Source organism: Eubacterium sp. CAG:156 (genome assembly GCF_000434315.1).
Classification (GTDB): Bacteria; Bacillota; Clostridia; order Lachnospirales; family Lachnospiraceae; genus Eubacterium_U; species Eubacterium_U album.
In genome coordinates, this window is sequence record NZ_FR878115.1 from 1 (window position 1) to 21,210 (window position 21,210).

16 protein-coding genes, 1 tRNA gene and 1 pseudogene are annotated in these 21,210 nt (G+C 32.7%); 4 read left to right on the forward strand and 14 right to left on the reverse strand.

The annotated features are described in order from the left end of the window. From ABMA45_RS00525 to ABMA45_RS00545, 5 genes and pseudogenes are all read right to left on the reverse strand, one after another. Window positions 1-250 (reverse strand): annotated as a pseudogene (locus ABMA45_RS00525) (hypothetical protein); the annotation flags it as partial. A 442-nt stretch (window positions 251-692) separates the two neighbouring features. Beyond that, window positions 693-1,643 carry a LysR family transcriptional regulator gene (locus ABMA45_RS00530; RefSeq protein ID WP_022087935.1) on the reverse strand — a complete coding sequence of 317 codons (951 nt, stop codon included), beginning with the start codon at window positions 1,641-1,643 and terminating at the stop codon, window positions 693-695. A 153-nt stretch (window positions 1,644-1,796) separates the two neighbouring features. Beyond that, window positions 1,797-2,882, reverse strand: a complete 1,086-nt coding sequence (gene asd / locus ABMA45_RS00535; RefSeq protein WP_022087936.1) for an aspartate-semialdehyde dehydrogenase — start codon at window positions 2,880-2,882, stop codon at window positions 1,797-1,799. A gap of 74 nt (window positions 2,883-2,956) precedes the next feature. Next, complete coding sequence (locus ABMA45_RS00540; protein WP_022087937.1) at window positions 2,957-3,325, reverse strand: hypothetical protein; 369 nt, start codon at window positions 3,323-3,325, stop codon at window positions 2,957-2,959. A gap of 110 nt (window positions 3,326-3,435) precedes the next feature. Continuing rightward, on the reverse strand, window positions 3,436-4,014 hold the full coding sequence (locus tag ABMA45_RS00545) for a hypothetical protein (protein WP_022087938.1): 579 nt from the start codon (window positions 4,012-4,014) through the stop codon (window positions 3,436-3,438). A gap of 218 nt (window positions 4,015-4,232) precedes the next feature. On the opposite strand from ABMA45_RS00545, the gene ABMA45_RS00550 reads away from it, so the two are divergent. Continuing rightward, window positions 4,233-4,305, forward strand: a tRNA-Thr gene (locus ABMA45_RS00550). Between the two features lie 52 nt (window positions 4,306-4,357). On the opposite strand, the gene ABMA45_RS00555 is transcribed toward ABMA45_RS00550, so the two are convergent. Further along, window positions 4,358-5,764, reverse strand: a complete 1,407-nt coding sequence (locus ABMA45_RS00555) for a hypothetical protein (RefSeq protein ID WP_022087939.1) — start codon at window positions 5,762-5,764, stop codon at window positions 4,358-4,360. Window positions 5,765-5,796: 32 nt separating this feature from the next. After that, window positions 5,797-7,011 (reverse strand): SHOCT domain-containing protein, encoded by a 1,215-nt coding sequence (locus ABMA45_RS00560; RefSeq protein WP_022087940.1) that lies wholly within the window; start codon window positions 7,009-7,011, stop codon window positions 5,797-5,799. A gap of 239 nt (window positions 7,012-7,250) precedes the next feature. Between ABMA45_RS00560 and ABMA45_RS00565 the strand changes: the two genes are divergently transcribed. Both ABMA45_RS00565 and htpG read left to right on the forward strand, forming a co-directional pair. Next, on the forward strand, window positions 7,251-7,742 hold the full coding sequence (locus ABMA45_RS00565) for a DUF5721 family protein (protein ID WP_022087941.1): 492 nt from the start codon (window positions 7,251-7,253) through the stop codon (window positions 7,740-7,742). Between the two features lie 234 nt (window positions 7,743-7,976). After that, entirely contained in the window at window positions 7,977-9,977 is a 2,001-nt protein-coding gene (htpG, locus tag ABMA45_RS00570; protein WP_022087942.1) for a molecular chaperone HtpG, read from the forward strand. A 155-nt stretch (window positions 9,978-10,132) separates the two neighbouring features. On the opposite strand, the gene ABMA45_RS00575 is transcribed toward htpG, so the two are convergent. Then, a complete protein-coding gene (locus ABMA45_RS00575) occupies window positions 10,133-11,068 on the reverse strand; it encodes a tRNA dihydrouridine synthase (protein WP_022087943.1) in 936 nt (311 codons plus the stop codon). A 527-nt stretch (window positions 11,069-11,595) separates the two neighbouring features. On the opposite strand from ABMA45_RS00575, the gene argH reads away from it, so the two are divergent. Then, the gene (argH, locus tag ABMA45_RS00580) at window positions 11,596-12,969 is read left to right on the forward strand and encodes an argininosuccinate lyase (protein ID WP_022087944.1); all 1,374 of its coding nucleotides are present in this window, start codon (window positions 11,596-11,598) and stop codon (window positions 12,967-12,969) included. 140 nt (window positions 12,970-13,109) lie between these two features. Here argH and ABMA45_RS00585 read toward each other — a convergent pair whose 3' ends face one another. The 6 genes from ABMA45_RS00585 to leuB form a co-directional block, all read right to left on the reverse strand. Further along, window positions 13,110-14,003 carry a mechanosensitive ion channel family protein gene (locus ABMA45_RS00585; protein WP_022087945.1) on the reverse strand — a complete coding sequence of 298 codons (894 nt, stop codon included), beginning with the start codon at window positions 14,001-14,003 and terminating at the stop codon, window positions 13,110-13,112. Between the two features lie 161 nt (window positions 14,004-14,164). Next, entirely contained in the window at window positions 14,165-15,328 is a 1,164-nt protein-coding gene (locus ABMA45_RS00590) for a phosphoglycerate dehydrogenase (protein ID WP_022087946.1), read from the reverse strand. A 15-nt stretch (window positions 15,329-15,343) separates the two neighbouring features. After that, a complete protein-coding gene (gene serC, locus ABMA45_RS00595; RefSeq protein WP_022087947.1) occupies window positions 15,344-16,426 on the reverse strand; it encodes a 3-phosphoserine/phosphohydroxythreonine transaminase in 1,083 nt (360 codons plus the stop codon). 39 nt (window positions 16,427-16,465) lie between these two features. Further along, window positions 16,466-18,157: a biosynthetic-type acetolactate synthase large subunit gene (gene ilvB / locus ABMA45_RS00600; RefSeq protein ID WP_022087948.1), complete on the reverse strand. Its 1,692-nt coding sequence runs from the start codon at window positions 18,155-18,157 to the stop codon at window positions 16,466-16,468. 17 nt (window positions 18,158-18,174) lie between these two features. Further along, window positions 18,175-19,842 (reverse strand): dihydroxy-acid dehydratase, encoded by a 1,668-nt coding sequence (gene ilvD / locus ABMA45_RS00605; protein WP_022087949.1) that lies wholly within the window; start codon window positions 19,840-19,842, stop codon window positions 18,175-18,177. Window positions 19,843-19,860: 18 nt separating this feature from the next. Further along, window positions 19,861-20,943 carry a 3-isopropylmalate dehydrogenase gene (gene leuB, locus ABMA45_RS00610; RefSeq protein ID WP_022087950.1) on the reverse strand — a complete coding sequence of 361 codons (1,083 nt, stop codon included), beginning with the start codon at window positions 20,941-20,943 and terminating at the stop codon, window positions 19,861-19,863. Between the last annotated feature and the right edge of the window lie 267 nt (window positions 20,944-21,210).

Sequence of the window (21,210 nt, forward strand, 5' to 3'; positions counted from 1 at the left end):
CTGAATGTGTCATACCTGAACATCCGATTGTTTCTACTAATGCTTCTTCAATGATACCTTCTTTAACATTTAAAGTAAGCTTACATGCTCCCTGCTGAGGTGCACACCAGCCTACACCATGTGTAAAGCCTGAAATATCTTCGATTTTTTTTGAATGAACCCATTTTCCTTCTTCTGGAATTGGAGCTGGTTCATGCTTTGCACCCTTAGCTACAGGGCACATCATTTCAACTTCTTTTGAATAAATCATTTGAATAAATACTCCTTTCGAAATATAACCTAGGGAACTATCCCCATATTTTTAGCATAAAACAAGTAATGCTACCCATCTTATGCTATGTATTATTTGTGAGCGTTTAGTCTGCCCACACCTTTGTTTATTTTCTCATAAAATCACAAAATAGTCTATAGTTTTACAAAATCTTTCAAAAAAAATTGTAACTGCAGGTCTTGTTGTAGGTATAACTATTGTTGGATGAGATATTTCAAGATATCCTACATTAAGTGTACTTGTTACGAGAAATGTTAATGAAAGTCAAATGAAAGACCCCTCTTCAATGATTTTTTCATAATATCACTCCTTCAATTTTTATATACAAAATGTATATATTCCTATTTTTTTGCTAATTATGGAACACATTTTCCACATTGTGTAGATATTTTGTAAACAAAAATTATATTTTGTTCATTTTTTATTCAAATATTGTTTTCATTTCATTAATAAACAATCTTCCTGCCTTTGAAATATATTTTCCTTTTTTAAATGCTACACACATTTTTCTGCTTGTACTTTCTTTTGTTCCCACTTTGTAATATATAGGATGATTTGCATAATTATTAAATTTAATTGCACTTTCAGCAACAAAAGTCACACCCATTCCAGCCACTGCCATTGCAAATCCTGTTGTTGACTGCTGAATTTCCATTATTTCCTCTGGGCTAATTGAATATTCGTCAAACAATTTGTTTACAATCTTTCTAACTCTTTGGTCTTCATTTAATAATATAAATCTTTCATCTTTAAATTCAGACATATCAACTTCTTTTATAGCTTCATCATTCAGTTTTCCTGCAATTATAGTTTCAGGACTAACCTGATAATCTTTCAACTTTTCATTTATGACATTTTCCCTTGGTACCGCTATAACAATTCTTTCTTCAAATATATCTTCTTTTTCAAATAAACTATCATCTATATCACTGTCAGAAAGGAAAATATCAACCGTACCGTCTAAACATTTTCTTTGAATATCCGGAGTTTTTCCTTCTATTATCTGAAAGTTAATTCCGGGATATTTTTTACTATATTCTGTTAACGCATATGGCAAATAACTCAACGAAAAACATGCAGTACTGCCTAATACAATCGTTCCGGTTTTAAGTTCATTTAAATCCGATATTTCTTTTTCAAAACGTTCTTTAGCTTCTATAACTGAACCCGCATACTCTAAATATGATTTGCCAAATTCTGTAAGTTCAATAGGTGATATACTTCTGTCAAATAAAAGTATTCCCCACTTTTTTTCTAATTTATTGATATATGAACTTAAAGCCGGTTGCGAAATTCCAAGTTTCTTTGATGCTTTAGAAAAGCTTTTTTCTTTCGCCACTTCTTTAACATAATAAAATCCTGTATTCTTCATCTTTTTTCTCCATCCTATTGAATATTAAATTATATTTTATCACTAATACGTCAAATCTGTCGAGTATCCTTTGTAGATTCATTAGGTGCATATAAAAGCAGATGGCATCATTGACACCATCTGCTTTAAAATTCAAATTAATTATTTGATTAATTATTTTGCTGTAATATATCCCTGTGCTGTAAGAAGTTCTGCTGAAAGAACTGCTCCGCCTGCTGCACCTCTTAAAGTATTGTGAGATAATCCTACAAATTTATAATCATATACTGTATCTTCTCTTAATCTACCTACTGAAATTCCCATACCATTTTCAAAGTTTACATCTAATGAAACCTGTGGTCTGTTGTCTTCTTCTAAATACTGGATAAACTGCTTTGGAGCACTTGGAAGATCAAGTTTCTGTGGAAGACCACTGAAGTTTCTTAATTTTTCAATTAATTGTTCCTTTGTAGGTTTCTTAGCAAACTTAACAAATACTGCTGCTGTATGTCCATCAAGAACCGGTACTCTGATACACTGAGTTGTTATTACAGGAGTTGTTGCCTTTTTAATAACACCATCTTCAACTTTTCCCCAAAGTCTAAGTGGTTCCTGTTCTGATTTTTCTTCTTCACCACCAATAAATGGAATGATATTTCCTACCATTTCAGGCCAATCCTTAAATGTTTTTCCTGCGCCCGAAATTGCCTGATATGTTGTTGCTACTACTTCTGTAGGTTCAAATTCTTTCCAAGCTGTAAGAACAGGTGCATAACTCTGAATTGAGCAGTTAGGTTTAACTGCAACAAACCCTCTCTTTGTACCAAGTCTTTCTTTCTGGTATTTAATAACTTCATAATGTTCAGGATTAATTTCAGGAACAACCATTGGTACATCAGGTGTCCATCTATGTGCACTATTATTTGAAACTACAGGTGTTTCTGTTTTAGCGTAAGCTTCTTCTATAGCCTTAATTTCATCCTTTGACATATCAACTGCACTAAATACAAAGTCAACTGTTGAAGCTACTGCTTCTACTTCATTTACATTGTGTACAATCATGTTCTTAACTTTTTCAGGCATAGGTGTTGTCATTTTCCATCTATCGCCTACAGCTTCTTCGTATGTTTTTCCTGCTGAACGAGGGCTTGCAGCTAATGTTGTAACTTCATACCAAGGATGATCTGCAAGTAAAGTTATAAATCTCTGTCCTACCATTCCTGTTGCGCCTAAAACGCCAACCTTTAATTTCTTTTCCATATGACCTCTCCATTTTTTTTATTTTTGGTGATTAATCCACCCATATATTATGAACAATCAGATGTATTATTTATTTAGTATAAATCTGACCAATCATCATCACTGTTAGAATCTGCATCTGTAGAATTACTCTTGTTACTATTATCATTTAATACATCATCTGAAGAATCATTTTTTGTATCATTTGATGAACCATCTTTATCTCCATCAAAGAATATATCTTCAGCTGAATTATTTCCATTACCATTGTTATTAATCTTTGCTGTTTCCTGTTCAGTAGTTGTTTCTTTCTCTTTATCAGTATTTTTTGTGATAACTTCAGTCGTTGTAACTTTCTCGTTATTGCTTTCACTTTCTTTTAAAGAATTAAATCCAACTATTCCTGCTAACGCAATTACTATTACTATTACGCAAACAAGTACTATACTACTTCTTTTTTTCATATTGTCATTTCTCCTACAATTATATGTCTTGTTTCTCAATTAAGTCAGATGCCGATTATGGGAAACTTTTTTATAGCAAATGAATTTTGCTCATTTTTCCTAATATCAGATTATTTTTCTATGGAAACAGTTGTTTCTTCCACAGTCAATGTTTCTTCGTTAAGAAGCGATTCATCTTCTAACTGTTTTTGTCTTTCTTCTAACTTTTTCCGGTATTCTTCATCATATTTTTGTACTGATGTTTTATATGTATCGCTCATACAATATATTTCTACCTGCATAATTCCATAGCATAAAAGTATAACAACTAAAATACCTATAAACCCTGAAACAGGATTATGTTTTCTAAATACCGGAATGTTATCTATATATTTAAAATCTGACAAAAATAATGCCGGACTTAATACTGCAACGAGAATAAATACATATTTAAATATCTCTAAAACAACATCTAGTGGTTCAAATTTAAGTGATGTAAATTCTCCATATAAACTAAATAACACATATGAAATAACTAATACATAATATAACAATGCCGGAATCATCTTATAAGACTTTCCTGAGCGGAATCCAAACAATTTGACATTGTCATATTTCTGTGGATTTTCAAGTCTGTTACGTTTATTATCATACTTTTTATAAATGTCCCTGTTATTCGCTGTTCTGTATGGTTTATATTTTTTTGTCATTGACTCTCCTAACAATCATTAAATCTGATTAAATATTAATGCCAACAAAAATATTAACAATTAACTTTTAAGATGTCAAAAAGTTCTTCTTTCCGACAATACGGTTATTATAACCACTTTACAATGAAATGTAAATAATTAGTTCACGTATTTAAGATTTAATCTAATAATTAATTGACAACAATTTTATCATTTTGTATTATATATAGGTGTGACACGCTTCTGTGGCTCAGTTGGTAGAGCGACGCACTCGTAATGCGTAGGCCACGGGTTCGAATCCCGTCAGGAGCTGATTAAAAGGCTATTAGATTTACTATTATCTAATAGCCTTTATAAGTTTCATTTATAATTTTTTTATTAACTCTTTACCCATATCGGTTATATCACCTAATACGTCTCCATAATTTGTTACGCCCTCTAAACGACTGTCATTTCTTCCTGAAATATCAGATTCCGTAAGACCTTTTTTAACTCTTGACTGTTTATTGTCCTTTTGAATCAAATTACTAATCTTATAGTTCGTTTCGGTTTCATGATTATGTCTTGCATCACTATTTCTATAACGCATAAAGTTAATAATGTAAAATGCTATACCTGCTAATAAAACAATCCAACTAAAGTCACTATCCTCTGCATTCATATTCCATAGTGCAAATATTACAAAACTAATTATTTCAACGATAAATGATACTAACAATAACCTAGAAATATCAATCGGTACACTTCCCATGGTTTCTCCGGTTCTACCGTTTACAGCTACATAATGTAACCTTTCTTTTTCATTTTTCTTTTCGAGATAACTATATAACCATACCGGCAAATATGAGGCATTCCAGTTTATACCATTATTTTCATAATTTTCTACATCCCAGCGTACGCCTCTGTTGTATTTCTTCGTTGTTGTCTTAGCTGCAATTCGTGATATATCATGAATCTGTTTTGTAGCCAGTGGTTCTATATCTTTCACGTTCATATCTCTCTTTTCAGATGTATACCCTCTTAGATAATTAGAATCAAATTTAACACAATTTTCTGTATCAAATGGCATAATTGAATTAACAATATTGTTAGTCTGTATAGACGAAGCGTTGTCTATTCGTTCTCTGCTTGCTTCAATTGTAAGTCCATTTATTGCTATATCAAATTCTCTTTCTATGTCATATCCCTGAGCATCATAATATGTAACGGAATCTTTAGAATCCTTTTTGTACTGTTTTACTTCTTTTTCAGCTTCTCCTGAAAGTTCAACATGTTCATTTGCATCAACAATCATATAAGGGAAATATACACCCATAACATTTTCTATTGAAAATTCGTTTTTAAACTGCTTATTTGCAAAAAACTTTCTTTTACCGACAAAGTTTTCTATAGATGATTTTGCCTCGTCTTTTGTTATTCTAAAAGGTAAAACAACATCCGGTACTGCTCCATTTGCCACTTTGCTGTTAACTGAAAGTGTATTACGACACCAATGACATCTTGCCTGTGTTGTTTCTCTTGTATCTATAACAACTTCTGCTCCACAACTTGAACACTTTAAGGTAACTATATCTTCACCTGCAGTAATATCCTCTGCTCCTTTGTTTACATGTTCTCCCTCTAGTTTTCCTGCATCCGTAACGATTTCTTCTGATTTTTCAGGTTCAAATTCATATCTACAATAATTACATCTTAATTTTCCTGTTTTAGGATTTTGCGATATGTCAGTTGAGCCACATTTTTCACATTTTATCTGTTCGTTTTCCGACATAAGACCCTCCATCTTTCACAAATTCATATAAATTAAAGTCCTAAAAGTTTTGCTTTTAATGCATCAAATTCTTCCTGCGAAATAATTCCTGCATCTAAAAGTGCTTTTGTTTTCTTTAATTTTTCATATGGATCTTCCTGTGCCGGCTGACCTGCATTCTGTCCCATATTCATATTCTGCTGCATATTTTGTTGTCCCATATTCATATTCTGTTGTCCAAACTGATTATTCATCATTCCACCAACGGCGTTCATTCCCATTCCCATAAATGCCATTCCTGATGCTCCACCATTTGGATTTTCACCTGCAGCCTGGAATCCTCTTGCTACTGACTGTTGCATAAATGATGCACCTCTGTTTCCTGCTAATGCATCTGCTTTTCTTACATCACTAAGTAATGCCTTTGTATCCTCGTCATATTCAACTGTCTGGATTGCAACTTTAACAATTTCCAAACCTCTGTCACTTCTCCACTGATATGCATCCTCTACGACTTCAGAAAGAGTCTTTGCAAAGCCAAGCTGGTCTGCCTGAATCTTTGACATTCTGTTTCCACGCTCAGGGTCATTTGTATATTTGGAAAATGCTGCTGAAAGACTTCCAACAACTTCATTAAATAACTGTTCTCCTGCCGGATTATCCATATCCGCAAAATCAAATACTTCATTATTTGGCAATAAATATGTAGCTGGCACAAAATTCTTTACAAATAATATTGGGTCTACAATCTTCATTGTATAAGTTCCTCGTGTCATTGCTCCTGCCTGGGTTCCCAAATATGCATCATCCCAATATATTTCTGACTGTGTTCCAAATCTGTTATTAGGGATTTCCTTCATATTAACATATACAGCCAACTGCTGTGCTGAAGGTTCACCACCAAATTTAAATCTTTCCCAAGACTGTTTTAAAACTGATTCAATTATAGAATCGCCTGCAAAAAAAGACTTTGCATTTGCGTCATCTGATTTAAAAAGATATTCTCCCGGCTCACATATGCAAGCTGTGATTGCACCATCCTGTAACGTTATAAGTGCAGTTCCTTCAGGTACTATCACCTTTGAACCATTTGAAATAATTCCTACTGAACCTTTAGTATTTGAACCTCTTCCTCTATTTGTTTCTGAAAGAACAGCCTTATATATAACTGCTCCCGCGCCTAAATTTGTCGGTGGTGTAAAATAATCTAACCACTGATCTGCAAATGTTCCACCTACTGCATCAATTGCTCCTTTAATAAAACCCATTTTTCCGTTCCTTTCGTGTTATTATTTTGTATCTTTATTTATTCATCTCTTCCCTTTAAATAGAATATTTCGTATTCCATTTTAATATTTATATTCATTTTACAGAAAAATAAACCCCAATACAACTGCTTTATTTATATCATTTGTAACCTTAAAAGTCAATTTTAATTGCCGTTTGCATCCATATTTGCTATAGTAACAAGTACAGACTTTTAGTAGCAAAATAAAGGAGAATTTGCATGATAGCAATTAATGTGATTAGTAAAAACGAATTTATGAACGCAATTTTTATAAAAGATACATTTGACTATATGTTGGTAAGCGAATTAGAATTAACAACAATCAACACTTTCTCTGTTGACGGGCGTATTAACAAAGATTTTATTAAAAAAAATGAACTTGAAGAACCTGAAGACGATTTCATCTCATGGGGAAGTATCAGACATATATGTTTTGAAATTATCAAAGGGAAAAACGCTCCATTAAAATTTAAAATCACATTAAAACTTCCTAATTCTTATATTGAAAAAATGTTAACTTCTGTTGATACTAACATTGAAGCTTCGCAGGTTTTAGGAATGTACATACATATTAATTATGAAAACAACAAGTTAAATGTTATTACAGGTACCTCCTTAAGTATATTTACAATGGACAAGTCCATTGATAAATTCTGGGATAAACAAATTACTACTTTACTAAATCAGCATTTCGAACTTGAAATCGAATAAATTATAAATTCAATACAATTTTAAAACTCATAAACACATCTTCTCGCGCATTTATTAGCACTCTTTTTTATCGAGTGCTAATTTTCTCTTGACTTTTACATTTGACCTGTCTAAAATATATATCAAGCGTAAAAATTATGGTGAATGCAAATACTTCGGAATTGTAAAAATTGATAAAATAAAAAGAAATAGTATTTGCAAACACTAATAGATTTATATAAAGGAGTGATATATATGGCAGCTACAAAAGGTAGTTTATCTATTAACAGTGAAAATATTTTCCCAATTATAAAGAAATGGTTATACTCTGACCACGATATCTTTTTCAGAGAACTTATTTCTAATGGTTGCGATGCAATTACAAAATTAAAAAAATTATCTCTTATCGGAGAGTACGAATTTAAAGATGATGAAGAAAGCGAACTTAAAGTTCAGGTTATAGCTAATGCAAATGACAAAACATTAACATTTATTGATAATGGTATCGGTATGACAGCTGAGGAAATTGATGAATACATCAATCAGATTGCTTTTTCAGGTGCCGAAGCTTTCCTTGAACAGTATAAAGACAAAACTAATGAAGATCAGATTATCGGTCATTTTGGTTTAGGTTTCTATTCTGCTTTTATGGTTGCAGATAGAGTTACTATTGAGTCTCTTTCTTATAAAGAAGGTTCTAAGGCAGTAAAATGGGAATGTGAAAATGGTCTCGAATTTTCTATGGATGACTGCGATAAAACAGACAGAGGTACAAAGATTACTTTATATTTAAATGATGATAGCTTAGAATTTGCAAATGAGTTCAAAGCACGTGAAATCATTCACAAGTACTGCTCTTTTATGCCCGTTGAAATATTCCTTTCTAACCCAAACGCTGAACCAGAATATGATACAATTCCTGAATCAGAAGTAACTGACAAAGATACAGTAATTGAAACTATTGTTGAAGAAGCTAAAACTGAAGAAAAAGAAAATGAAGATGGAACTAAAGAGGTTGTAGAGGTTTCTCCTGCTACTACTAAAGCTAAAATCCTTAAAAGACCAAAGAGCATTAGTAATCCTGTTCCACTTTGGACAAAACATCCAAATGAATGTAGTGAAGAAGAATACAGGCAGTTCTATCATGAAGTATTTATGGATTACAAGGAACCTTTATTCTGGATTCATTTGAATATGGATTATCCATTTAACTTAAAGGGTATTCTTTACTTCCCTAAGATTAATACTGAATTCGAATCTGTAGAAGGTGTTATCAAATTATATAACAATCAGGTATTTATTGCTGATAACATTAAAGAAGTTATTCCTGAATTTTTAATGGTATTAAAGGGTGTAATCGATTGTCCTGACCTTCCACTTAACGTATCAAGAAGTGCTCTTCAGAACGATGGATTCGTTAAGAAGATTTCAGATTACATTACTAAGAAGGTTGCTGATAAGCTTTCAGGAATGTGCAAAACAGATAAAGAAAATTACGAAAAATACTGGGATGACATTTCACCATTCATTAAATATGGATGCCTTAAAGATGAAAAATTCTGTGAGAAGATGTCTGACTATGTTTTATTTAAAAATATTGACGATAAATTCCTTACATTTAAAGAATGCTTAGAAAAAAATAAAGAAGCTCACGAAAACACAATCTTCTATACAACTGACCCTGTTCAGCAAAGTCAGTACATTAATATGTATAGAAACGAAAATATAGATGTTGTTATTTTGAAAGATGCTATCGACCAGCCATTTATAACACAATTAGAGCAAAAAAATGAAAATGTAAAGTTTGTTCGTATTGATGCTGAATTAACAAATACTTTCAAAGAAGAAGTTAATGAAGATGAATTAAAAGAAATGACTGACAAACTAACTGAAACATTTAAGAAATCTTTAAACAGAGATACTCTTGATGTTAAGGTTGAAAAGATGAAAGATTCTTCTATTTCTTCTATGATTACTTTATCAGAAGAAAGCCGTCGTATGCAGGACATGATGAAGATGTACGGAATGGCAGGAATGGATCCTTCAATGTTTGGTGGTGCAGGTGAAACTCTTGTTCTTAATTCAAACAACAACCTTGTTAAATATATCATTGATAATCCTGAGGGAGAAAATACTGATTTAATTTGCAAGCAGTTATACGACCTTGCAATGATTAGTCATACACCTCTTAATCCGGAATCAATGACAGCTTTTATCGAAAGAAGCAACAAGATTCTTGAAATCATAACTAAATAATATTATTTGAGAATATGTATAATTGTTAAATAGTTTACAGTTCACTTCTTCTCTAATAAAAAATGGGCACTTATTTTGTACTACCATCAAAAGTCAGATAAAAAATTGATGGTGTATCAATTCAAGTGTCCATTTTTATAACTATTCGATACTATCTAATTTATAATATCACAGTTAAACATTTCTTCTATAGCACTATTAAAATGTTTTAAATCATTTGCTTTCTTGATTCGTTTCCAATTCTTTTCATAATTCTCAAATAGTGGTGACATATATCTCCATGCTTCTTTCATCTTAAATAAAAGATTTCTATCACCGCTCATTACTTCTTTATAATCATTATATATAATTTCATTAAATCTATACAATTTTTCTTTAGTGACTCTCTCACCACCTCGTATTTCAGAAAAAATATTTGGATTAGTAATTGCTCCTCGACCAATCATTACACTGTCTATGTTTGGAAATCGTTTTGTAATTTTATTATAATCATCTACGCTGTTCACATCACCATTGTAACAAAGTTTATTTTTGCTGTTTTTATAGGCATACTCAAACACTTCTAAATTAGGAGTGTTATTATAAAAATCTTCTCTCACTCTTGGATGTATGATTAATTCCTTTAAATTATATTTATTATATATTTCGAGTATTTCATAAAATTCTTCCGGCTCATACATTCCGATTCGCGTCTTTACTGATATTTCCATCCCTGACTCATTTACCATTTTATCAAGCAAAATATCTAAATCTTCAAGATTTTTCAAAAGGCCTGAACCACGTCCTTTTGATACTACTGTTCCTGACGGGCAGCCTGCATTTATATTAACCTCTGTATATCCGTAATCTTTTAATTTACTCATTGCACTAAGTGCCTGATCTGTCTGTTTTGTCATAAGCTGAGGAATCAAAACATTTATTTTATTATTTTGCGGATTTATATCTCTTACTTCTTTATTAGAAAATTTTTTATTCTGACTTGTACCTATAAACGGTGCAAAAAATTTATCTGGTTGTTCAAATACTGCTGCTAAGGCATTTCTATATATGTATCCTGTTATTCCTTCTAATGGTGCTAAATATAATTTCATTTTTCTTCCTTTTATCTCAATGCCAGGACTTTATATGCATAATACACGAAGCTGCTTTAATCCTAACATTAATTTAATTTTTTAATCCACGAACCATTATATTATATTGCAGAATATTTTCAAATAATAATTTCTATATGATTATGTAAATATGTGCACATAAAAAAGTCCTTATTATATTGTATCGATTTTGTTTTATTTGTTGTTATATTTTACTTTTCTATGTTTTTATATGTTGTTATATTTTTGCTTTATTAAATTTAATTCATTTGTAAAATTATGTAATAACTTTCAAAATATAAATTTTAATTAAAATACATTATTATATGCATAGCTTCAAAACATCTACTCTACAAATATATATTTGAAAAACTACTGTTATAATGCTATAATTTTTAAGATGTCTTAGTGCAATATATAACAAAAGCGATTCAGAAATTTGTTTATACCAAAAAGAATTTCATCAATTTGTTTATTGTAATATATTTGTAAGATGTAAATACAAAAAAAGAAATGAGGAATTACATATGAAATTATGGGGAGGCCGTTTCACAAAAGAAACAAATAAATTAGTACATAATTTTAATGCGTCATTATCATTTGACCAGAAATTTTATAAACAGGATATTCAAGGTAGCATTGCCCATGTTACTATGCTTGCAAAGCAGGGTATTATTGAAGAATCAGATAAAGTTGCAATTATTAACGGATTAAATAGCATTTTAACGGATATCGAAAACGGACATTTAGAGTTTACTCCTGAACATGAAGATATTCATAGTTTTGTTGAAGCTCATCTTATTGAAAGAATTGGCGAGCCTGGTAAGAAATTACACACAGGAAGAAGCCGTAACGACCAGGTTGCATTAGACATGAAATTATATGTTCGTGACGAAGTTGTTGAGCTTGACTCATTATTAAAAACTTTGCTTCAGTCCATAATGAAAGTTATGGAAGAAAACACTGAAACTTTTATGCCTGGATTTACTCATTTGCAGAAAGCTCAGCCTGTAACTTTAGCTCATCACTTTGGAGCATATTTTGAAATGTTTAAAAGAGACCGTAGCAGATTAACAGATATTTATGGCCGTATGAATTATTGTCCTTTAGGTGCTGGTGCATTAGCAGGAACAACATATCCTCTTGATCGTGAATATACTGCTTCTTTGCTTAATTTTGATGGTCCAACATTAAATAGTATGGATTCTGTTTCTGACAGAGATTATGTAATTGAATTAATGTCTGCTTTATCTACAATCATGATGCATTTAAGCAGATTCTGTGAAGAAATTATTATATGGAATTCTAACGAATATAGATTTGTAAATATTGATGATTCTTATAGTACAGGCTCAAGTATTATGCCTCAGAAGAAGAATCCTGATATTGCCGAATTAATCAGAGGAAAGACAGGACGTGTTTATGGTGCTCTCACTTCTATTCTTACTACAATGAAAGGAATTCCTCTTGCTTACAATAAAGATATGCAGGAAGATAAGGAATTTGCATTTGACGCAATCGACACTACAAAGGGTTGTATTGCATTATTTACAGGAATGATTGATACTATGACATTCAATAAGGATATTATGGAAAGCAGCGCTAAAAACGGATTTACTAACGCTACAGACGCTGCTGATTATTTAGTAAATCACGGAGTTCCATTTAGAGATGCTCACGGCATTGTTGGACAGCTTGTTTTATTCTGTGAAGGTAAAGGTATTTCTCTTGACGATATGACATTAGATGAATTTAAGGCTATCAGTCCAGTATTTGAAGAAGATATATATGATGCAATCAGTCTTAAGACATGTGTTGATAAGCGTTTAACAATTGGTGCTCCAGGTAAAGAAGCTATGGATAAAGTAATCGCTATTAACAAAGAATATTTAAGCAAATAAAAGAAATTATTTTAATAAAAAACTGAGGTTTGAATCCATCCCATTGGATTAACCTCAGTTTTTTTAGCAATTATATGATACCTAAGTTTGTAACTAAGTTTTTTCATAAAAATATAGGCTCTACTATTTATCATAATAGCTTAATCTACATTGTGTACATTTACGTCAAGCTGATTAAATGGAATTGAAATTCCTGCTTTATCAAAAGAAACACGTATATTTTCGTTTAAATAAAATTTGCAATCCCAATAATATTCAGTAGGCACCCACACTCTAACTTCCATTATAATTGCGCTATCTGCTAAATTTTTGACAACTACTGCGTTTGCCTCATCGCGCATTATATTAGAATAACTGTTCATCACTCTTTCGAGTTCTTTACGTGCAAGTTCTATATTATCATCATACGATATTCCAACTTCAACATCTACTCTTCTCTTATCATTCATGGAATAATTCGTTAAAATGCTATTTGACAATGTTCCGTTTGGTAATTTTACAGATTTATTGTCTACTGTTTTTAAAGAAGTATAGAAAATATCAATTTTATAAACTGTTCCTTCTACTCCATTTGATTCTATATAATCTCCTACAGTAAACGGCTTCATAATTAAAATCATAACTCCGCCTGCAAAATTTGATAAACTTCCTTCAAATGCAAGACCTATTGCTAAACCTCCGGAAGCCACAATTGCTGCAAATGATGTTGTTTCTATACCAACCTGTCCACAAATTGTAATCGCAAGTATAATATATAAAGTAACTTTTAATACTGAGTGAATAAATTTTGCTACACCTTCATCTGCTGATGATTTGGCAAATATTCTATCTACAAACTTAAGAATAAATTTAATTATAAATTTTCCAATTACAAATATAATTACTGCAATAATTATATCTATACCAAAGGCTACTGCTTTATCTATTAAATCACTACCTATCTGTGATAATTTGCTCGCGTCCTTTGATAATTGTTCAATATTATCTGCTACACTTTCTACTTCTTTTTGAGTAGCACTAGCTAACATTAACATATGTTTCCTCCTTCCAATTAATTATAACTATAAACAATAAAAAGTCTTAGACTGTTTATTATCCAAGACTTTTTATAATGTAATGTGATATGCCTTATGGATTGCATACATTAAATGGCATACTCAATCCTTTAATCACATGTGTATTTGCTAAAAATTGATTATTTTACGATACGTACTTTAATTACGCCTTCAATTTTTTCAATTTTTTCAACTAAATTATCAGTAGCTTTACTATCTAAATCCATAATTGTATAAGCATAATCTCCTCTTGATTTATCAACCATATCTGAAATATTCATACCTTCAGCAGCAACTGCAGATGAAAGCTGACCAATCATGTTTGGAATATTTTTATGACAAATTGTAATTCTTGCAACCTTGTCACATACGCCTAAATCACATTTTGGATAATTTACAGAATTAATAATATTTCCGTTTTCAATGAAATCTTTTAATTCTTTAACTGCCATTACAGCACAATTATCTTCTGACTCTTCAGTTGAAGCACCAAGATGTGGTGTAGCAATAACATTCTTTGCCTTAGCTATCTTAGCATTAGGGAAGTCTGTTACATATCTCTTTACTTTACCTGATTCTAATGCTGCAATCATGTCATCATCACATACAAGTAAATCTCTTGCAAAGTTAAGAATTACAACTCCATCTTTCATCATAGCGATTGTGTCTTTATTAATCATTTCTCTTGTATCATCTAATAATGGTGTATGAACAGTGATGAAATCACATTCTTTGTAAATTTCTTCTCTTGTATTTACATGTTTAACTTCACTTGATAATCTCCAAGCTCCATCTACTGAGATAAATGGATCATAACCATATACTTCCATACCAAGTTCTGTAGCTGCATTTGCAATTAAGCTACCAATAGCACCAAGTCCAATAACTCCAAGTTTTTTGCCCATAATTTCATTTCCGGCAAAATTCTTTTTAGCTTTTTCCATTGTCTTGTTGATGTTTTCGTCTTCTTTATTGTCTTCAACCCATTTGTTTCCGCCAATAATATCTCTTGATGCAAGAAGCATTCCGCATAATACTAATTCCTTAACACCATTTGCATTAGCACCCGGAGTATTAAATACAACAACACCCTTTTCTGCACACTTGTCTAAAGGAATATTGTTAACCCCTGCACCTGCTCTTGCAACTGCTAAAAGATTATCAGATAATTCCATATCATGCATTGCTGCACTTCTTACTAATACTGCATTTGCTTCTTCAAAATTATCTGTAAATTCGTAATTATCTGTAAATTTGCTTGTTCCTACTTTTGAAATAGGATTTAAACAATTAACCTTAACCATTTTTCCTTCTCCTTATTATGCGTTTTCTTTTTCAAATTTTTCCATAAATTCAACTAATGCCTTAACACCTTCAATTGGCATAGCATTGTAAATACTTGCTCTCATACCACCAACTGTTCTATGTCCTTTAAGATTTTCAAGTCCGGCAGCTTTAGCTTCTGCTACAAATTTAGCATCTAAATCAGCATCACCTGTTACAAAAGGTACATTCATAAGTGAACGGTCTTTTGGAACAACTGTACCCTTAAATAATTTGCTATTATCAAGGAAATCATAAAGAATCTTAGCCTTTTCTTCGTTACGTTTCTTCATTGCATCAAGGCCACCCATCTTCTTAATCCATTTAAATACTTTTCCACAAATATAAATTCCATAGCATGGAGGTGTATTGTAAAGTGATCCTGCATCTGCCTGTGTTTTCCACTGAAGCATTGTTGGAACTGTGCTATCAACTTCCTCAGGAATTAAATCTTCTCTAATAATCGCAATAACAACACCTGCCGGTCCAACGTTCTTCTGAACACCACCATAAATTACACCATACTTTGATACATCAACAGGTTCTGATAAGAAACATGAAGATACATCAGCTACTAATGTATGTCCTTTTGTATTTGGTAATTCATGATACTTTGTACCATAAATAGTATTGTTTTCACAAATGTATACATAATCAACATCATCGTCAATATCTAAATCGCTACAATCAGGAATATATGAGAATGTTTTATCTGCTGATGAAGCAACTCTTTGTACTTCAAGATACTTTTCTGCTTCTGCAGCAGCTTTCTTAGCCCACTGTCCTGTTACGATGTAAGCAGCCTTGCCATTCTTCTTTAAGTTCATTGGTACTGCAGCAAACTGCTGTGATGCACCACCCTGAAGGAATAATACTTTATAATTATCAGGAATACCCATTAAATCTCTTATATCCTGTTCTGCCTCATCAATAATCTGCTGGAACATTTTTGAACGATGGCTCATTTCCATTACGCTCATTCCACATCCCTTATAATCTAACATTTCATCTGCTGCTTCTTTTAATACTTCTTCTGGTAATACAGCAGGTCCTGCTGAAAAATTGTATACTCTTGCCATTTCTTTCTATTTCCTCCTAATTTTTATATATACTGTCTCTTAGCAGTCATATCCCTTTGCAGCTAAATCTTCTTCAGAAAAAGCTTCGCTAATTGATGTATTAGCCGGTACCATTGGGAACACCTTATCATCGCTGTCAATCTGACAATCTATTACACAAGGAATATTTAATTCAATTGATTCTTTTAAAGCATTTTTAAATTCATCAATTGTTGTACATTTGTATGCTTTTGCACCCATTCCTTCTGAAATCTTAACAAAATCAACCTGATCATCTAATACCGTATTTGAATAACGTTTACCATAGAATAATGTCTGCCACTGTCTAACCATACCTAATACATGGTTATTAATTACAATCTGAATAATTGGAATATTATAACGTGTTGCTGTAGCAATTTCATTCATATTCATTCTGAAACATCCATCACCTGCAATATTAACACAGATTCTGTCTTTATTTGCCATCTTAGCACCTATGCAGGCGCCAACACCATATCCCATTGTACCAAGACCACCTGATGTAATTAACTGTCTTGTTTCTTTATATTTATAGAACTGTGCAGCCCACATCTGATGCTGTCCAACATCAGTTGTTACAATTGCATCACCATTTGTTATTTCATATAATGCATCAATAATTGACGGACCATTTAATGTTGTTTTGTCTAATGCTAATGGATATTTGTTCTTTAATTCTCCAACTTCATCCATCCATTCTTTATGATTCTGCTTTTCTAACTTTGTGTTTAATCTCTTAAGTATTTCATTTGCATCACCTATAATGCTTGCATCTGTCTTAACATTCTTATTAATTTCAGTTGGATCAATGTCAATATGTATAATTTTTGCATCCGGTGCAAAGCTATTTGGATTACCAACAACTCTATCACTAAATCTTGCACCAATAACAATTAATAAATCGCATCGTGTTACACCAAAGTTAGATGCCTTTGTTCCATGCATACCAATCATACCTGTATAACGTGCATTTGTTCCTTCAATTGCACCTTTACCCATTAAAGTGTCACAAACAGGTGTATCAATTATGTCTGCAAATTTTCTAAATTCATCCTGTGCTCCGGAAGCTACTAATCCACCACCGGCAATAATAAATGGTTTATTTGAACCTTTTATTAATTCTACAACCTGATCAACATCTTCTTCTTTGATTGTATCTGTATATGGTTCAATTGCCTTAGGTGTCTGCTTTGTATATTCAGTTTTATTAGCTGTTACATCCTTTGTAATATCAACTAATACCGGACCCGGTCTTCCTGATTTAGCAATTGTAAATGCTCTTCTAATTGTATCTGCTAAATCTTCAATTTCCTTTACTATAAAATTATGCTTTGTAAATGGCATTGTTGCACCTACAATATCAATTTCCTGGAAAGAATCTTTTCCAAGTCCTGATTTAGCAACATTTGCTGTTATTGCAACAATCGGAATTGAATCCATATATGCTGTAGCAATCCCTGTAACAAGGTTTGTTGCTCCAGGGCCTGATGTTGCCATACAAACACCAACCTTACCTGTTGATCTTGCATAACCGTCTGCCGCATGTGCAGCTCCCTGTTCATGGGATGTTAATATATGTGTAATTTCATCTGAATGTTTATAAAGAGCATCATAAATATTAAGAATTGTTCCACCAGGATAACCAAAAACTGTATCAACACCCTGTTCTTTCAAACATTCAACAACTATTTCTGAACCTGTTAATTGCATATTTTTACCCTCTCTTTTTATTTCTTTATTTCTAAAATTGCGCCTCTGTTTCCTGAAGTTACCATAGATGCATATCTAGCAAGATATCCTGTTGTAACCTTAGGTTCTCTTGGCTGCCATTTTGCTTTTCTTGCTGCCATTTCTTCATCAGAAACGTCAATGTTTAATGTCATTTCAGGAATATTAATCTTTATAATATCTCCTTCTTCAACTAATGCTATAGGACCACCTACGGCTGCTTCCGGTGAAACGTGTCCGATAGATGCACCTCTTGAAGCACCTGAGAAACGTCCGTCTGTAATCAATGCAACAGATGAACCTAATCCCATACCTGCAATGGCAGATGTTGGATTTAACATTTCTCTCATACCAGGGCCACCCTTTGGTCCTTCATATCTAATAACAACAACATCACCAGGAACAATCTTTCCACCTTTAATAGCTGCGATTGCATCTTCTTCACAGTCAAATACTCTTGCAGGTCCTTCATGAACCATCATTTCATCAACAACTGCTGAACGTTTTACAACACCACCATCCGGTGCAAGATTTCCCTTTAATACTGCAAGACCACCTGTCTTACTGTATGGATTATCTAATGGTCTGATAACTTCAGGGTTCTTGTTAACCGCCCCCTTAATATTTTCTCCAACTGTCTTTCCTGTAACTGTCATGCAATCTAAGTTAAGAAGTCCTGCTTCTGCTAACTCATTCATAACTGCATATACACCACCGGCTTCATTCAAATCTTCCATATATGTAGGACCTGCCGGTGCTAAATGACATAAGTTAGGTGTTCTTTCACTTATTGGATTAGCAAATGAAATATCAAAATCAAATCCAATTTCATGAGCGATTGCAGGCAAATGAAGCATACTGTTTGTTGAGCATCCAAGTGCCATATCTACTGTTAATGCGTTTAAGATTGCATCCTTTGTCATAATATCTCTTGGTTTAATATCTTTTTCAAGCAATTCCATAACCTTCATACCGGCATGTTTTGCAAGTTTAATTCTTTCTGAATATACAGCCGGGATTGTTCCGTTTCCTTTAATTCCCATACCTAATGCTTCAGTTAAACAGTTCATTGAATTTGCTGTATACATACCAGAACATGAACCACATGTAGGACATACATTCTGTTCAAATTCCTTTAATTCATCTAATGTAATATTTCCTGCTGCCTGAGCACCTACTGCCTCAAACATAGATGATAAGCTTCTCTTCTGTCCCTTAACATGACCTGCAAGCATTGGTCCACCTGATACAAATACTGTTGGAACATTAATTCTTGCTGCAGCCATTAATAATCCGGGAACATTCTTATCACAGTTAGGAATCATAACTAATGCATCAAACTGATGAGCTAATGCCATCGCTTCTGTTGAATCAGCAATCAAATCTCTTGTTACAAGAGAATATTTCATTCCTATATGTCCCATTGCAATACCATCACATACTGCGATAGCCGGGAACATAATAGGTGTACCACCCGCCATAGCGACACCCATTTTAACTGCATTTGCTATTTTATCCAGATTCATATGACCTGGTACAATTTCATTGTATGAACATACGATACCAACTAATGGTCTGTTCATTTCTTCTTCAGTAAGCCCCAGAGCATTGAATAATGATCTGTGTGGAGCCTGCTGTAATCCTTTTGTTACTGCATCACTCTTCATAACTGCCTCCTATATATTCTATATTCTTTCACAGATGCAATCGCCCATTTCTTTACATCCAACCATCTGCATCCCATCAGACATAATATCAATTGTACGAATTCCATCTTCTAATACTTTCTGTACTGCATCTTCAACTGCCTTAGCTTCTTCATCTAAATCAAATGAATATCTAAGCATCATAGCAGCTGAAAGAATTGTTGCAATTGGGTTAGCCTTGTTCTGTCCTGCAATATCAGGTGCAGCTCCATGACTTGGTTCATATAATCCAAATTTGCCTTCTGCAAGACTTGCTGATGAAAGCATTCCAATTGAACCTGTTACCATACTTGCCTCATCTGATAAAATATCACCAAACATATTCTCAGTAACAACTACATCAAACTGTGCAGGATCTTTAACTAACTGCATTGCACAGTTATCAACAAGCATATGTGTTAATGTTACTTCCGGATAATCCTTTGCTACTTCTGTAACTACCTTATCCCAAAGTCTTGATGAATCTAAAACATTTGACTTATCAACGCTAATAACGCTCTTGCGTCTCTTCATTGCAATTTCAAATGCTTTAATAGCGATTCTTCTAATTTCGTTTTCGTCATATTTTAAAGTATCAATGGCTGTCATTACGCCATTAACTTCTTCTGTCTTTCTTTCACCAAAATAAAGACCACCTGTTAATTCTCTAACAATTATCATGTCAAATCCGGCATCTGCTACAGATTCTTTTAATGGGCATGCACCCTTTAATTCTTTATATAAATAAGCAGGTCTTAAATTTGCAAATAGACCTAAGCCTTTTCTAATTGCAAGCAACCCTGCCTCTGGTCTAAGATGTGGTGGTAAATCATACCAACTATCCTTTCCCACGACACCTCCGACAGCTCCAAGAAGTACTGCATCACTAGCTTTCGCTGTTGCCAATGCTTCATCTGTAAGTGGCACTCCGTGTTTGTCGATTGAAACTCCACCCATATCAACTTCAGTATAACTGAAAGAATGACCAAATTTCTTACCGACAGTGTCGAGAACCTTCTGTGCTTCTGCTACAATTTCGGGTCCAATTCCATCACCTGGAATAACTGCAATATTAAAATCCATTGCTCTGTCCTCTCTTTTTCTTAGTATCTTGTAACGTTTTTAATATGTATAAAGATCCACGTTAACTTTTACATTTTATCGCAAATACGACATTTTTTCAACCATACATATATATCTATTTTCTTGATATATATTAATTATGTTATTTTATTTTCTGCTTACTTTTTTGTTATACACATGGCTTCGCCATTTATAACTACCGCAAATCCGCTTTGCTTCCTTTCGGTGATTATACATTTGCCAAACACTTTCTGATGCTTGAGTTTT

Excerpts from the sequence above, each read along its gene's own strand:
- ABMA45_RS00530 (WP_022087935.1), bottom strand. The coding sequence starts at position 1,643 with ATGAAGAATACAGGATTTTATTATGTTAAAGAAGTGGCGAAAGAAAAA.
- asd (WP_022087936.1), bottom strand. The coding sequence starts at position 2,882 with ATGGAAAAGAAATTAAAGGTTGGCGTTTTAGGCGCAACAGGAATGGTA.
- ABMA45_RS00540 (WP_022087937.1), bottom strand. The coding sequence starts at position 3,325 with ATGAAAAAAAGAAGTAGTATAGTACTTGTTTGCGTAATAGTAATAGTA.
- ABMA45_RS00545 (WP_022087938.1), bottom strand. The coding sequence starts at position 4,014 with ATGACAAAAAAATATAAACCATACAGAACAGCGAATAACAGGGACATT.
- ABMA45_RS00555 (WP_022087939.1), bottom strand. The coding sequence starts at position 5,764 with ATGTCGGAAAACGAACAGATAAAATGTGAAAAATGTGGCTCAACTGAC.
- ABMA45_RS00560 (WP_022087940.1), bottom strand. The coding sequence starts at position 7,011 with ATGGGTTTTATTAAAGGAGCAATTGATGCAGTAGGTGGAACATTTGCA.
- ABMA45_RS00565 (WP_022087941.1), top strand. The coding sequence starts at position 7,251 with ATGATAGCAATTAATGTGATTAGTAAAAACGAATTTATGAACGCAATT.
- htpG (WP_022087942.1), top strand. The coding sequence starts at position 7,977 with ATGGCAGCTACAAAAGGTAGTTTATCTATTAACAGTGAAAATATTTTC.
- ABMA45_RS00575 (WP_022087943.1), bottom strand. The coding sequence starts at position 11,068 with ATGAAATTATATTTAGCACCATTAGAAGGAATAACAGGATACATATAT.
- argH (WP_022087944.1), top strand. The coding sequence starts at position 11,596 with ATGAAATTATGGGGAGGCCGTTTCACAAAAGAAACAAATAAATTAGTA.
- ABMA45_RS00585 (WP_022087945.1), bottom strand. The coding sequence starts at position 14,003 with ATGTTAATGTTAGCTAGTGCTACTCAAAAAGAAGTAGAAAGTGTAGCA.
- ABMA45_RS00590 (WP_022087946.1), bottom strand. The coding sequence starts at position 15,328 with ATGGTTAAGGTTAATTGTTTAAATCCTATTTCAAAAGTAGGAACAAGC.
- serC (WP_022087947.1), bottom strand. The coding sequence starts at position 16,426 with ATGGCAAGAGTATACAATTTTTCAGCAGGACCTGCTGTATTACCAGAA.
- ilvB (WP_022087948.1), bottom strand. The coding sequence starts at position 18,157 with ATGCAATTAACAGGTTCAGAAATAGTTGTTGAATGTTTGAAAGAACAG.
- ilvD (WP_022087949.1), bottom strand. The coding sequence starts at position 19,842 with ATGAAGAGTGATGCAGTAACAAAAGGATTACAGCAGGCTCCACACAGA.
- leuB (WP_022087950.1), bottom strand. The coding sequence starts at position 20,943 with ATGGATTTTAATATTGCAGTTATTCCAGGTGATGGAATTGGACCCGAA.